Genomic DNA, 14,707 nt, shown 5'->3' on the forward strand with positions numbered 1-14,707 from the left:
TTGACGGCCATGTGTTGAATTCCGCAGATCCCTGACCCTAGATTGGAGTGAACCCCTGCGGCTGGACCACCCGGAGTCAGATCTAAGCCGCTTGCTGGACTAGTTGATCTTCGAACTCGTTGGGTGACCGATAGCCAAACGCCGAGTGCAGGCGCTTGGCGTTATAGACCTCTTCGATGAACCTCGGCAGCCGGGCCGCGACATCGGCGAAGGTCTCATAGCCGCCGATGTAGATGTCCTCGACCTTGAGCGTCTTCATGAAGCTCTCGGCCTGTGCATTGTGGTACGGATTGCCGGGTGAGCTCATCGAGCCGCGCAGCCCCGCTTCCTGCAAGGCCCTGCGGTAGGTCTCGCTTGCGTACTGCGCCCCGCGGTCCGTATGGAAGATGCAGCCAGGCGCAGGGCATCGGCTTTGCACGGCGGATCGCAGTGCCGCCAAGGCCAGCGTCGTATCGATATTGCGCGAGATCGCGTAGCCCACCACCTTGCGGCTGCAGGCATCCAGAATGGCCGCCAGATAGCAGAACCCCGTGGCAATCCGGATGTAGGTGAAGTCAGCCACCCACACCACGTTGGGCTGGGTCGGGATGACATTGCGGTACAGGTTTGGAAAGATCGGCGAGTCATGCCTGCTGTCGGTGGTGCGCACAAAGCGCCTGCGCGGCTTGATGCCTAAGCCTTGGGCCCTCATCACACGCGCGACACGCTTGTGATTGACCACATGCCCACGTCTGTGCAGTTCGTGCGTCACGCACCGGTAGCCATAGCCAGGCAACTCGTCCTGAATGCTCTCGATCAGTTCGATGAGGCACCCATCGTTGAGGTACTCGCTGGTCGCCGTCGACCGATAGTAGAAGGTGCTGCGCGGCAGTTCGATCACTTGGCCCCCCGTCGGATGGAGCAGGCTTCGGGCCGGTGACGATCGACAAGTTCTCGTTGTCGCTCACGAGGCGCAGGCGTGGCGTTTTTTTGACCAGGTCCAGCTCCATCGTGAGCTGGCCGACCTTGCGCTCAAGCGCAGCGATCTTGGCTTCGTACTCCGCGATGACCGATGCTTCGGCCTCTTCGGTGCTGAGCTCACCCCGGTCGTACTGCATCAGCCACAGCTGAATCAGATTGGTCGACAGGGTGTACTTCCTGGCCGCATCACGGCGCCCGATGGCGCCGCTGCGGATGTCCTGGCACAGCTGGATCTTGAACTCCGGCGCGTGGCGCCGGTACGGGCCTCTCGATGACATGACCTTCTCCTGGTTGAAGGCTCAGCCAGCGTATCAGTTCTGATTTGCCCGGTGGTCCAGCCGCAGGGGTTCACTCCAGCGTTCACTAATCTCCACTGGCGTTCCGCAGCACGATGTCGCACTTCATCAGACGCCAGTAGTCGTCGCCGTCGATAGGCTTCTGCCGTGGAGGCACTGCCGCACGCAGGGTCAGGTCTTCGGAAGTGAAGCCGATGACGCGCGCGGCGAGGCCTGGCCCGAGCAGGCGTTGTGCTGAATCGACCACTTGGCGCGCGGCTACGGCAATCGACCAAGTATGGGGAGGCTGTTCAACTGAAGATCGTCGGGATCTGTTCAAGCGGACGGCACCCGCTCTGCCCGCATGGACAATGCATGGAACACATACGACACAACAAGGAGGAATGGCCATGTCATGGTGGAAGCGCATTTTCAGGAATCGAACCGCCGGAATGGATGAGATCGATCCTTACGCCACGCACGAGTCCGACAAGAAGCCTGCGGCCGAATTCCGAACCGGCACCGCCGAGTTCGAGCTCTTCATCGCTCAGAGCGAACTCGATGGCGGCGAGAACCTTGCGCACGGTGCCGAGCATCTCGCCAACCTGCTCAAGCTGGACCCAGCCCATGCGCCCTGGCTCGCGCTGGCGCAGCAGTACGCGGCCCGCGCCGGTGCCGATCCGGTCGGCACGCTGCTGCCCGAGGCAGAAGAACGCTATGCCAGCACCGAGGCACTGCGCGCCTGGCTGTTGCAGCACGAAGGCCGGCTCGAGGAGGCGGTGGAGTTGATCGTCGCAGTCATGCAGGCGGCGCCCGATGCGAAATACCTCGACGCCTGGGTGCTCGGATGGGTCGAGGCCGAAGGCGCGCTCGAATCGATGTCGTCCACGTCGCAACTGCGGCTGGCCAAGGCGCTGATCGAGGCCTCCTCCGAGGCGCGGCTGACCAGCGCGCGCAGGCTGCAGGCGATGCAGCGCTGGTCGCAGGTGCTCGGGCGTCTCACCCCGCCCGAGGACATGCAAGCCGCATGGCGGATGCTGCACATCGGCCTGCTGCGGCGCGCGGGACGCTTCGACGAGGCGCTGCAGGTGGCGGGCCCGCTGGCCGACGCGCCCGACTGGCATATCGCGACCGCCATCGGCCTCGTGCTGCGGCAGCAGCGCCGCATGTCCGAAGCCGAGGCGGCGTTCCGTCGCGCCATTGCACACGACCCTAACACTCTGAGCACCTTCCTCGAAGCGGGCGACGGCTGGCTCGAGAGCGAAGACTGGCAGGCCGCGCTGGGCTGGTACGAGCAGGTGCTCGCCCGCGAGGCCGGCCATGCCTGGGCGCAGCCCTCTTCCTGGCTCTGCCAATGGAAACTCACGCAGGATCAGGCATGGAGCGACCGCCTGCTCGAGGCGGCGAAGGCCGGTAACGAGCGGGCCCGGCGGCTCTGGGTAGACGCTTTCGCAGCCGTGCCTGAGCCGCAGGACGCCAGCGCCAACGTGTTGCGGCAGGTGCGGGACAACCTGCGGAGCAAGCCGCAGCCGCCCGCCGCGGACCAGCGGGAGCCGCAGAAGCCCAATCGCATTTCCATGGCCGTGTCGTCGCTGGAGGCCCCGTCGAACGCACTGGCCTTCGCGCTCGAATTTGCCGCGGCCGGGACGCCGACCGAATTGGAGATGAAGTTCGAGAACATCCCGCAACCCGATCCGCGCGAACCGGTCGAGCCCGTGGCCTACCCGCTCTGGCGCTACACCGGCACCGAGGGCCAGGCGGCCCTGCCGCCACCGGCGCCGCACGTGCAGGAGCGCATCGCCCAACTGGCACGCGCGCCGTACCGCCCTACTGCCAACTGGGCCGCCGCGAGCCATGTCGCGCTGGCGCTGGGCCCCGCCTCGGGAGAAGACCGGTCGCTCGACGTGCTGGCTTGCATGGTGCATCCGCCGACGCTGCCGTCTGGCACACCCGCGTTGGCCTGGGTGCCACGCGTGCAACTGGTGGCCGCGCAGGTGCTGGCGCAAGTCGACGAGGGCTGGGAAGGCTCGCGCCGTCGCGAGTTGCTGCTGTCAGTGTTATTCGGCCCGAGCGACTGGGCCACCAGCGCCGCCATCCAGGCGCTGGCGTGGATTGGCCAGGACGAACCCGCGCATGCGCTCGACATCCACCGCTGCTTCGAGCGCCTGGAAGCCCACCGGCCCGACAGTGGCTATTGCTGCTGGCTGGCCACGCTGTACGACTCTTGGCGGCACCTGCCGGTGCTGTTCGAACCGGAGCGCGAGGCGCTGGCGGCCAAGCTCGCCGAGCTTTCCAGCGACGAAGCCGAAGGCTGAGCGCGCTGGGGCAAGCTTCGCCGCTCCTGAAACAGGATGAGTGGACTCTCGCGCGGCCCTTCACGGCTGGCCGGTTGGAAATGACGTCCTGACATGCATCAGGGGACGCGTACGCCTGTTTCCGTCTCCGTATCCGCCTTCTCTATCCAAGCGATGCATCGGCACTTGAGCATGCCGACGCCGGCTTCGATGGAAGTGCATGGCTGGCACAGCACGAGCTTGCATCGCTGCTCGCCATGAAGAGCAATATCGCCCACTACGGAGAACCACCGAGTGCCTCTTCAAAGGAGCAGCCAACTCCACGGGTTGATCTCGGCAAAAGAACGCTGGAAGACGCGGTCTGGGCCTATGAGGATCCGCGTGACGAACATCACGGCCCGAAGACGAGGCTTGCCTTCTACGACGACAAGTTTCCCGAGATCCATGTTCGGGTTGCGCGCCGCACGTGAGCGGCTCCTCACCATCCTTTCGCTGATCAGGAGATCCGAGCCGGAAAGGCTTCTCCAATTTGCCGCGCTCTCTTGACCTCGTCGGTATGCAGGTACACCGACGTGGTCGCTACGGACGCGTGCCGCAAGTTGTCTCGTACGGTGGTCAGCTCGACACCCCGTGCGAGGGCGTGGGTTGCATGGGTGTGCCGCATCCAGTGCGGTGTCGCACGCTTGAGCTTGTCCGCTACGAACGCATTCACGCTCTCCAGGGCTTGTGCGGCATGGAGAAAGAAGCGGCGCATCACAGCCCACAGGCGCGATGCACTGATCCCTGCTGCGTCCTCTGTCAAGCCTGGCAACAGCGCAGTGTTTGGGCTCCAGCGAGAAGGCGTCACCGGCAAACCTCGCTGGGCCAAGTACTGATCGAGCGCGCCGCGAGCCAACAGTGGCAGGGCGACCTTGCCGCGCTTGTTCCCCTTGCCCACGACGTTCAACCAGGTATCGCCCTGCGCATCCGGCTCGATGCTGCCCAGTCGTGCATCGACCATTTCGCTGGGCCGAAGGCCGGTCGCGTACCAGAAATCCAGCACAAAGCGCAGTCGCTGAGCCCCCTCCTCGCTCCATCCACCGATCCATTCGATGCCGTCGGCTGTGGAGCGGATCAGGCTCCATTCGTGCTCTGTAAATACGCGAGATCCGTCGAAGGCTCCCCCGTGCCCTGCGCCCTTGACTTTCACGCCGGCGAATGGATTGGCCAGCGCATAGCGCTGCTCGATCAGCCACCGGTACAACGCGCCGATCACCGACAACGCGTAGGCCACCGAGCGCGGTGCCAGTGCCCCCTGGAAAGGCCGCCACTCCGCGGACGTACGTGGCCGCGCCGGGCCGACCCATCGTTCCCGCGGCGAGGGTCGTCGCAAGAATGCGCGGTACGCAATGGCATCCTCTGTCGTCAGCGATGACAGTGCCCTGCCGCGCTCGAGGATTGCCCACAGCATGAGCCGCTCTGCCTCCTTTCGGTAGGCGCGCTGGGTGGCTGCAGACTCCTGCAGCGAAAGCCAGGCCCGGACGGCTTCATAGTCATTGCTCGCCGACAGCGTACAAGTAGCCTGCGGCGCCCTGAAGGTGCCTCGGGAACCGTCGACCTCCTGCGGCACGATCAGGTGTTCCCATGGCGAGATCTCGGTTCTCGGCGCAACCACCAGCGCCCTCGCCCGCTCGGTCAACTCGGGGTTTGCGGCAAAGAACTCCTCGATCTGGCGTGCGCTGCGCGCTCCCAGCCCCGGCACGACAGCCCACCATCGACGCCGGCGCGGCACACGTAGCGTCAGATCCGCCAGGGTCCGGATGCCAGAAGTCTGCAGGGCTCGTGCAGCGCGCGTCGGCAGCCAGCGATCGACGCTGTCCGTCACCATCGGCACAGGCAGCGGCAGTTGCTGCAGCTTCTCGATCGCGTCCCTCACCGCCCGAGCACGCTCCTCACGCTCGGCGGCGGGATGGGCGATCAACAAGGCGAGATCGTCCCGGTGCCGCTGCCGCGCGAATTCCGCCAACTGGCGACGGATGCCACTCAGCATGGCGCGGGACGACTGTCCAGTCGCCCTGCTCTGCCCAAGATACTGGGCCACCGCTGCGCGAGCCGGTAAACCGGCGTACCAGGCGCGCAGCGCCGCCAACTGCGACAAGGTCGGGAAACCAGCGCTTTCTGGCTCTACCCCGTGCACCGTGCTCCTTTTCATGATCTTCAGTTTAGCCTCGAAAAATCACTATCGTGATAAGAAGAGTTATCTTTATAGAAGAAAAGGCTTTGACATTCCGCGGCCTCCATTCAGGTCCGAGGCCATCGCTTTTGTCTCGTGCGACCTCGGCGTGGCGCGCCTGCTGTGCGACGCGTGCTGGTGATGCGCGAACGACACATCGTCGACAAAGCCCCTCGCGCGAACTGCTCGACCGGCCACGCCACGAGTACATCAGTCGCCTGGCCCGCGGCGATCCCGGGCTCCCTGCATCCAAGGACTTCCCGACGTCCGCAAAGTCTTCGACCGATGCAGGCGGCACGATTTGGAGTGAATCGAAGCCCACGTCACTCGGCAGGAGAGTACTCAGGAGCGGGTCGCCACGGGACTGCCGCCTCCGGAGTCGGTGGAGCCGAAGGCCTCAAATCGTCTCCGGGGCAATCAAATTTGCCCCCGACATAAAATCGTTTCACACATCGTTTCACAAATTAGATTGCGATGGTTACTTTCTCAATATAAATTTAAGATTTGATCATTCCATATATCGTTTCACATGGCCGCTGATCCTGTTGCGATCCTCCGAGCCAAGGGGCCCCTTCAGGCTGGCGCACTTGCTGACGCGATGGACGTGAGCCGCCCTACCCTGAGCCGAGTCATCCGCGCAGCGGGGGCCGAGGTCATCATCCGCGGAAACGCCAGACGCACAAAGTACGCGGCCCGCCGCGCGCTCAGAGGGGATCTCAATCCCATCCCGCTCTTCCGAATTGATCGCGATGGCAACCAGCACGAGGTTGCCATGCTGGACCTGCTGTATCCCGACGGGACTGCCGCTGAGTTTTCCGAGAGGCTCGGCTGGCCACTGGACGACGAAATGCGGCAGGGATGGTTTGAAGGGTTGCCGTACATGTTGCAGGACATGCGACCTCAAGGCTTCCTGGGACGCAACTTCGCACGACACCATGCAGCCTTGCTGAAGGTGAGCGATGACCCGACGACCTGGTCGGACGATGACGTGCTGTATGCGCTCTCCCTGCTCGGTACCGATGTTCCAGGCGATCTGCTTGTCGGCGAGGCTGCGGCCAGAACGTGGCTTGCGCAGGTTCAGGCGCAAAGCGAGGGTCTCGGCTCCCATGGATTGAGCGACGATCAGTTGCGGCAATCCTATCCACAACTCGCTGCAGACATGCTGGAGCTTGGCGTGGCCGGTTCGTCGGCAGGCGGGGAGTTTCCGAAGTTCACCGCCATGCGGAGCATGGATGGGGAAGACCGGCATGTTCTCGTGAAGTTCTCCGGCTCCGATGATTCCCCAGGCACCCGGCGTTGGTCGGATCTGCTCGTGTGCGAGCACCTTGCGGCCTGCGCATTGACCACACATGCGGGCATCAAAGTGCCCCAATCAAGAATCCACCTCCTTGCGGGCCGAACATTTCTCGAGGTCGATCGGTTCGACAGGCATGGCGCCATCGGCCGCTCTCCTGTCGTCTCTTGGAGCACCCTGAACTCGACCTTTGTCGGCAGTGGCGGGCGCCGTTGGCCAGAAGGCGTCGAGCCTCTGGTCCAGAGAGGCTGGGTCACCAACGAAGACTTGCGCTGCATCGATCTTGTCTGGCACTTCGGACAGCTCATCGGCAATACCGACATGCACGACGGCAACCTGGCGTTCCAGCCCATCCAGGATGCCGAGCGGGCGGTACTACAGCTGGCTCCGATCTACGACATGCTTCCGATGACCTACGCTCCTGTGCGCGGCGTGGAACTTCCCCCGAGGACCTATACCCCGCAGTTGCCTCTGCCCTCCGAGCGAGGTGCCTGGCAGCGGGCTGCGCGTGCCGCAATCGCATTTTGGGAGAGCGCGGAAGCTGACAAGCGAATCAGCACCGAATTCCGGGACATGTGCGCTCAGAACTCCCGGACACTTCGAAGAAGCAGCCGTATCTGACGCTTGAACCCCAGCGCGCCCAATCACGACCGAGATTGGTCCTGGACTTCATCAGTTCTGCTTGGACCTTGAAGACAAGAAGTAGCGGCGGGGAGATCTTGGAAAAGGCACAAATGAATGGCCACGCCGTCGAGGAACGCGGGCCACATGTCGATATCAAACCCGCCCTTACCGCTGCTCCTCCCGCACGCCACGACCGCTCGGCCATTGGCCAGGCACCGTGAGGACAACGCCTCCGCTTCGAGCGTGCTTCGCACATAGGCACCCCTGGGGCAACTGGCACATTGCGCAGTGGCTCCCCTCCAGCGGTTCGTCAACGATGCAAGTGCAGCCATGCGCCAAGGAGTCCCCATGCGCACCCTCTTGATCGACAACCACGATTCGTTCACCTACAACCTCTACCAGTACCTTGCCGCCTGCAACGCCGAGCCACCGGTCGTCGTGCGCAACGACGAGATGAGCTGGGACGAGGTCGAGCGCATGCCGTTCGACAATATCGTGATCTCGCCGGGGCCTGGGCGTCCCCAGCATCCCGCGGATCTGGGTATCTCCGCAGATGCGCTGCAGCGCTCCCGCAAGCCTGTGCTCGGTGTCTGCCTTGGCCACCAGGCCATCGCCCACCATTGCGGCGCCCACGTCGACCTGGCTGTGCGGCCCATGCATGGACGCCTGGACCGCATCTCGCACGCGCAGCGCGATCTCTTCCAGGGCATCCCGGACCGTTTCGAGGCGGTGCGCTACCACTCCCTCGCAGTCACACAACTGCCCGCCTCCCTGGAACCCCTGGCCTGGACATCCGACGGCACACTGATGGCGCTGCGCCACCTCTCGCGGCCATGGTGGGGCGTGCAATTCCACCCGGAATCGATCTGCACGGAATTCGGTGCAAGGCTGTTGCGCAATTTCCGGGAACTGACCCAGGAATGGCACGCACAGGCATCGCGACGCGAAGCCAGGCATCGCCTCGGGCCGCCCCTTCGGCTCGAAGGGCCGCAGGCGCTCGCGCTTCATGCCGAGTGCATCGATACCACCGCCGAACCCGAGGCGGTGTTCATGGCGGCATTCGCGCCAAGCGACAGCGTTTTCTGGCTCGACAGCAGCCTCGCTGAAACCGGGCGCGCGCGCTTTTCCTTCATGGGCGACGCGAGCGGTCCCCGGGCCCTGGTGCTGACCTACCGCACGGCGCCACGCGAACTGCTGGTGCATCGGGGCGACGCCGGTCAGGTACGCGAGGAAAGCATCTTCGATTACCTGCGCGACCATATTCCCGGCCGGCAGCCCGACGGGCCAAACCTGCCCTTCGACTTCGCCGGCGGCTTCGTGGGTTACTTCGGCTACGAACTCAAGCGCGAGCTCGACGGGGCGCGCATGCACGACGCCGACGCGCCGGATGCGACATGGATCCTCGCCGACCGCTTCCTCGCTTTCGACCATGCCGAACAGCAGGCGTGGATCGTCTGTCTGGACGAGGCCGTTCTGGGGAAGGAGAACGCCCGCTGGATGCGGGCCATGCGCGAATGCATCGACAATGCTCGGACACCGGCCCGTGACACGACGGCGGATGCGGCCAGCGATCTGCACTCACTGCAATGGCGGGTGGACCTGAACACCTACCGCGACCTCATCCTTCGCTGCCAGCATGAGATCCTGCAGGGCGAGACCTACGAGGTCTGCCTGACGAACCAGTTGATCGGCGAAGGGCGCATCGATCCGCTGGAGGTCTACAGGGCGCTGCGCAAGCACAACCCCGCGCCCTATGCGGCCTACCTGCGCGCTGGCGGTCGCGCCGTGCTGTGTGCCTCGCCAGAGCTCTTCCTGCACATCTCGGCCGACCGTCACGTGGAATCCAAACCCATCAAGGGTACCGCGGCACGCGGCGCCACACCCGCCGAAGACCTGGCGATCGCCGAGGCGATGGTCGGCGACGAGAAGACGCGCGCGGAGAACCTCATGATCGTCGACCTCCTGCGCAACGACCTCAACCGGGTGTGCGAGATCGACAGCGTCCACGTGCCCAGCCTGTTCGCGGTGGAAACCTACGCCACGGTGCACCAGCTGGTCAGCACGATCCGCGGCCGGTTGCGCCCAGGCCTCGGGGCTGTGGACTGCGTGCGCGCGGCCTTCCCGGGCGGGTCCATGACCGGTGCGCCCAAGGTGCGCACCATGCGGATCCTGGATGAAATCGAGGGTGCTGCCCGCGGCATCTACTCCGGCAGCATCGGCTACCTGTCGCTGAACGGCGCGGCCCAGCTCAACATCGTGATCCGCACGCTGGTGGCCGTCAATGGCCGGATCTCCATCGGCGCCGGAGGGGCCATCGTCGCCATGTCCGACCCGGACGCCGAGGTCGAGGAAATCGTCCTGAAGGCACAAGCCCTGTGGGATGTGCTCCGGCGCTGCGGGGCGCCGCTCGGCCCACGGCCGGGGACGGCGGCTGATGCGCAAGCGACGGTCTCGCAAGATCCGACACCGCTCCCGCCTTCTTCCAGCGATGGCTAGTGCACATGCCAACCGCCGGGGGATCGCCCTCATGCTGGTGGCGATGTGCTGCTACGTGTTCAACGATGTCTTCGTGAAGCTGGCTGCGCAGCACCTGCCTCCCGGGCAGGTGCTTGCCGTGCGCGGCCTCTTCGCCACTCTCTTCGTCCTGGTCGTTGCCTGGGGAGCACGTGCCCGATGGCGGACGGCACTGCGCCCCCTTGTCGGGGTGCGCTGCGGGCTGGAGATCACGACGGCGCTCGCTTCCGTGCTCGCCTTGTCGCTGGTGCCGCTCGCCACCGCCAGCACGCTCATGATGACCGCGCCGCTCATGATTGCCCTCACCGCGATGGCGCTGCGCTGGGAGCCCTGGCAAGGCAGCCGGCTCGTCGCCGCCGCCGCCGGCTTCGCGGGCGTCTTGCTGGTGATTCAGCCGGCCACTCGGCTCGATGTCCCGACTGCCGGCCATGTCTGCGCACTGCTGTGCGCTGCCTCGCTGGCCGGCCGTGACCTGGTGACGCGTCGCATCCCGGCAGGGGTCCCCTCATCGCTCATCGCTGCCGCGACCACGCTCGCGGTCTGTCTGGCCGGTGCGCTCCTGGGTTTCACGGAGCAATGGATCGCGCCTACGCAACGTGAAATCGCCGCGCTGGCCGCTGCCGCCAGCTGCGCGACGCTGGGCAGCTATGCGCTCATCGCCGCCTGCCGCGGCGTCGACCTGTCCGTCGTGACGCCCTTTCGCTACAGCTTCATCGTCTGGGCCTTGCTGCTGGGGTACGCGATCTGGGGAGATGTGCCACAGCCTCTCGCAGCACTCGGCGCCGTCCTGATCCTCGCCTCGGGAGCGTTCACCATCTGGGCGGCGCGCCGCCCGTGAGCGAACGGGCGGACGCTGCAGATTCTGCTGCGCATGGGCTGGCCGGGGCACAAGGCCCGCGGATTCGCCTTCAATCCCGCAACGAGAAGACCGTGCACAGGCAGATGACCGGCGCTTCGCTGATCGTGTCCATGCCATGCGGTGCGCCTGCCTCGAACAGCAGCGAATCGCCCGGCCCGACCTCGACCACCTTCGCGCCGTAGCGATAGCTCAGGCGACCCGAGAGCACGTAGAGGAACTTGAGCCCGGCGTGCTGGCACCCCGTGTCGGGCTCGGCCCCTTGTGCCAGGTGAATCAGATAGGGTTCAACGGCGAGCTTTCGGGATTGCAGGTGTCCCAGGAGTTCATAGCCGTAGCCTGCCATCGCACCCGCGCAATCGACGCGCAATCCCTTGCCGGCGGGCACGTGGCAGAAGTCGGCGCGGTCGAATCCATCGGCAAAAAAACGCGAAACGGCCACGTTCAGTCCGCCGGCGATGCGCTCGAGCGTCTCGACCGAGGGAGAGACCAGGCCGCGTTCGACGCGCGAGAGCATGGAGGACGAAATGCCTGCGTGCTGTGCGAGCTGCCCGCCCGACACGCCGGACGCGATGCGAAGTGCCTTGATTTGCGCCCCGATACGCGAGGCGCAGGGGCTTCGCACCGGCGCCGCGGGTGCCTGCGGCGTCGTGAGCGACGCCGGGAGCCTGATCCGTCGTGCGGAAGGAAACGGCGATGCGACCTGCTTGCGTCCCATGCACTCAGCGCCTTCTTGTTCCGCCCGGTGCCAGCGGCACATGCACGGGAACGACCAGGCCCACCACGCGGACACCCGGGCGCCACTGCCGACGGTCACGGGGGAAGCGGAAGAAACGCATGACCGGGCTTGGTAGAACAGGGGCCCGAGTGTTCTTCTCGCCGCCCTTTCTATCAACTGTTGCGCACCGCGTCATTTCCGTCCACAGCCTTCGCAGCCGGCGAACCCGGTCGCCGCGGGTCTCGGTCCACCCCGCTTGCATCGGGTGCAAAAAGCCTGCGTACGCCGAACAGCCCCGACGCCTGCCGACACCCCTATCAACTCTGTCAGTTTCCGCGCGATTTTCATCAGGCTGTAATGCGGGCCTCATCGACCAGAGGGGAAACGCCATGGAGATCATCGCAGGACGAGTCGACTCATTCTCCGCAGGACTGCTGTTCGACATGGCGCGCTACCGGCATCACGTCTTTGTCGAGAAGCTGGGCTGGCAGCTGCACACGCGGGCGCGATTCGAGCTGGACGAGTTCGACCGGAAGGACACCATCTACCTGATCGCCCGCAATCCGAAGGGCGAGATCGTGGGTACCAGCCGCCTGCTGCCCACGCACCGGCCCTACCTGCTGGCCACGGTCTTCCCTCAACTCCTCGGGGATGTCCCGGCGCCGTGCTCGCCGCAGATCTGGGAGCTGTCTCGCTTCGCCGCTGTCGACGGCGCGCACCTTGGAGGAAGTGAAGTCCCCTGCGAGTCCCCGCTTGCGCTGGAGATGCTGGGCGTGGCGATGCAGGTGGTCGCCAGGGAAGGCGGGCAGCGGCTGATCAGCGCCTCGCCCATGGGCATCGAGCGCATTCTCCGGCGGGCCGGCCTCTATGTGCATCGGATAGCGCCGCCGATGCTGGTCGAGGGGCAGTACCTGTTCGCCTGCTTCATCGACGTGGACAGCGCATGGCGTCCACTGCGGACCTCCTCCGGTCATGCGACCTCATGAACAGGCGCCCGGCCCGGCCACGCCAAGAAGCCGTCGACCGTTCAGTTCAGGACACCGAGGCGCGAGGAAAGTGCCACGGCCGAGTTCTTGTTGTTGGCGTGCAGCTTGGCGATGGCGTTGCGGAGGTGGTAGTTGACCGTCGACTTCGACATGCCGAGGATGACCGCGATCTCCGCACTCGTCTTGCCGTCGGCCGTCCAGCGCAACACCTCGACCTGCCGGCTTGTCAGCGGCTCCGACCCCGCGAGCGGACTCTCTCCCAGGTGGTCCATGAGCGCACGGTGCGCGGTGTTCACCAGCCATTGGAGCCAGTGATCCTTGGCGCGCATCTCCGCGGCCGTGAGCGGTTCGCTCGATCTGGACAGAGACAGCATGCCAACGCGCGCATCGGGCTCAAAGACCGACTGCGCCCAGCCGATGCGAAGACCGAAGGAGCGCGCCTCGTCCCACATCTGCGGTGTCCTGCGGAACACCTGATCGTTCCAGATCACTGGTGCTGCGCTGCGCAGGCCATGGGCAACGGTGGGATCGATCTGCAGGTAGCCCGCCTCCAGATAGCGGTGACTCCAGCGCGCGTCGTAGGTGCTGAGCATCCGGGTCTGGGGCCGGGTGAAGGGCACGAAGGTGCGCAAGCCGTAGGCGCATTGCTCGAAGCCGAGATGCCGCGCAGCCATGCTGATCTGTTCGAGGACCTGGGACGGCTCGCTTGCCTCGATCAAGCGACCGAGGACCTCTTGTGTCCAGTCGTTCATAGGTGCTCTTCCCACATCGCCGACGCCCTGACCTGATCGTGGGCGCAATGACTGCTCTCCAGCAGGTCTTGTGGCAACGGCTGGACAGTCTAGAAGCGCCACGCACTCCCGAGACGGCAAATGACCACCATTTCTGCCAATCTCGCGCACCAGGACTTCGCGTTGTCGTGGGATTCAGCATGGGTTCAGGAAGATGGTTCGAACTGCGGTTCCGATCCCAATACGAAATCAATGACCTCCAGCGATGCACAAGGTATGGCTCCTGCTGCTGCCCGGATTTCCCCTCGTCGACATCAGCGGCATGCTGAGCGTCTTCGAGGCGGCCAATAGCTTGCTCGAGCAGGAAGACCAGCCTGCAGCCTATGACGTGCGCCTGGCTTCTGCCTCAGGCGGTCCTGTCATTGGCTCCAGCGGCGTGTCGCTGTCCACGGATGCCTTGCCGCGTCAGCTCGCGGGCCGCACGAATACGCTTGTCGTCGCCCTCCGGCCGGATGTGTTTCCGGATGCCGGTGAAGCGGCGGACGCGCAGTACCTGCACGAATGGCTCATGAACAGCCGCGGGAGCCTGGTCCGCTGCGCCGTCCTGGGGCCCGGGACCCCGTTGTCACCGGTAGGCACTGTGCGGCTCCAGGACATCCCTGCGACACGCGCTCACTTGCAGTTGCGCGAAGAGAGCGCATCCCCGTTCACCGACCACATGGCCACGCAGGGTTGGCCAAGCATCGAGCCAGGCCAGGGGCTGGACCTGGCGCTGTCGTGGATCGAAGCCGACTGGGGAGAAGCGTTCGCGAACACGCTGGCCTCGCGCCTGCCGGATCCGCTCAGCGAGCGCTACGGCGTGAGGCGCTATCGCAGCGCGCTGATCGAGCAGCCCTCGGATGAGCCCAGGCTCGCCGGATTGCACCAGTGGATTGCGATGCATCTGCGCGAGGAGCTCGGCGTCGAGCGGCTGGCAAGGCAGATCCACATGTCCACGCGCTCGTTTGCGCGCTTCCATGTGCGCGCGACAGGCTTCACGCCGGGATGTGCCGTGCAGCAGATCCGTCTCGATTCGGCCTGCCGGCTCATCGAGACCAGCAAGCGCCCGCTCAAGGCCATCGCCGCGCAATGCGGCTACGGATCCCAGGAGGTGATGCGAAGGGTCTTTCTGCGCGGCCTGGGGATGACGCCGAGGGAATACCGGCGTCTTCACACAACGGCGAGCGGCGCCGGCCTCCCGTAG

The 14,707-nt window shown here is 65.2% G+C and carries 11 protein-coding genes; 7 read left to right on the plus strand and 4 right to left on the minus strand.

What is annotated here, in order from left to right; all coding sequences use genetic code 11:
• Positions 1 to 82: 82 nt before the first annotated feature.
• Positions 83 to 880, minus strand: a complete 798-nt coding sequence (locus ABL840_RS21110) for an IS3 family transposase (RefSeq protein WP_093307888.1) — start codon at positions 878 to 880, stop codon at positions 83 to 85.
• Between the two features lie 807 nt (positions 881 to 1,687).
• Here ABL840_RS21110 and ABL840_RS21115 point away from each other — a divergent pair.
• Together ABL840_RS21115 and ABL840_RS21120 are read left to right on the plus strand one after the other, a co-directional pair.
• A complete protein-coding gene (locus ABL840_RS21115; protein ID WP_093307889.1) occupies positions 1,688 to 3,550 on the plus strand; it encodes a tetratricopeptide repeat protein in 1,863 nt (620 codons plus the stop codon).
• A gap of 236 nt (positions 3,551 to 3,786) precedes the next feature.
• Positions 3,787 to 3,999, plus strand: a complete 213-nt coding sequence (locus ABL840_RS21120) for a DUF427 domain-containing protein (RefSeq protein ID WP_143043052.1) — start codon at positions 3,787 to 3,789, stop codon at positions 3,997 to 3,999.
• Positions 4,000 to 4,025: 26 nt separating this feature from the next.
• Here the strand turns inward: ABL840_RS21120 and ABL840_RS21125 are convergent, their stop codons facing one another.
• Positions 4,026 to 5,720 carry a site-specific integrase gene (locus ABL840_RS21125; RefSeq protein WP_093307890.1) on the minus strand — a complete coding sequence of 565 codons (1,695 nt, stop codon included), beginning with the start codon at positions 5,718 to 5,720 and terminating at the stop codon, positions 4,026 to 4,028.
• A gap of 550 nt (positions 5,721 to 6,270) precedes the next feature.
• Between ABL840_RS21125 and yjjJ the strand changes: the two genes are divergently transcribed.
• The 3 genes from yjjJ to ABL840_RS21140 all read left to right on the plus strand — a co-directional run bounded on the left by yjjJ (position 6,271) and on the right by ABL840_RS21140 (position 11,011).
• Positions 6,271 to 7,656 (plus strand): type II toxin-antitoxin system HipA family toxin YjjJ, encoded by a 1,386-nt coding sequence (gene yjjJ, locus ABL840_RS21130; protein ID WP_093208740.1) that lies wholly within the window; start codon positions 6,271 to 6,273, stop codon positions 7,654 to 7,656.
• A 351-nt stretch (positions 7,657 to 8,007) separates the two neighbouring features.
• Entirely contained in the window at positions 8,008 to 10,155 is a 2,148-nt protein-coding gene (gene pabB / locus ABL840_RS21135) for an aminodeoxychorismate synthase component I (protein WP_093307892.1), read from the plus strand.
• A gap of 31 nt (positions 10,156 to 10,186) precedes the next feature.
• Complete coding sequence (locus tag ABL840_RS21140; protein WP_093307893.1) at positions 10,187 to 11,011, plus strand: DMT family transporter; 825 nt, start codon at positions 10,187 to 10,189, stop codon at positions 11,009 to 11,011.
• A 70-nt stretch (positions 11,012 to 11,081) separates the two neighbouring features.
• Here the strand turns inward: ABL840_RS21140 and ABL840_RS21145 are convergent, their stop codons facing one another.
• Entirely contained in the window at positions 11,082 to 11,654 is a 573-nt protein-coding gene (locus tag ABL840_RS21145; RefSeq protein WP_093208812.1) for a helix-turn-helix domain-containing protein, read from the minus strand.
• 482 nt (positions 11,655 to 12,136) lie between these two features.
• On the opposite strand from ABL840_RS21145, the gene ABL840_RS21150 reads away from it, so the two are divergent.
• Complete coding sequence (locus ABL840_RS21150; protein WP_093208732.1) at positions 12,137 to 12,733, plus strand: acyl-homoserine-lactone synthase; 597 nt, start codon at positions 12,137 to 12,139, stop codon at positions 12,731 to 12,733.
• Between the two features lie 41 nt (positions 12,734 to 12,774).
• Here the strand turns inward: ABL840_RS21150 and ABL840_RS21155 are convergent, their stop codons facing one another.
• The gene (locus ABL840_RS21155; protein WP_093208730.1) at positions 12,775 to 13,485 is read right to left on the minus strand and encodes an autoinducer binding domain-containing protein; all 711 of its coding nucleotides are present in this window, start codon (positions 13,483 to 13,485) and stop codon (positions 12,775 to 12,777) included.
• 244 nt (positions 13,486 to 13,729) lie between these two features.
• On the opposite strand from ABL840_RS21155, the gene ABL840_RS21160 reads away from it, so the two are divergent.
• Positions 13,730 to 14,707, plus strand: coding sequence for a GlxA family transcriptional regulator (locus tag ABL840_RS21160; RefSeq protein ID WP_093208727.1), 978 nt, complete (start codon positions 13,730 to 13,732; stop codon positions 14,705 to 14,707).

The sequence above is a fragment of the Variovorax sp. NFACC27 genome, assembly GCF_048301545.1.
Lineage (GTDB): Bacteria > Pseudomonadota > Gammaproteobacteria > Burkholderiales > Burkholderiaceae_C > Variovorax > Variovorax gossypii.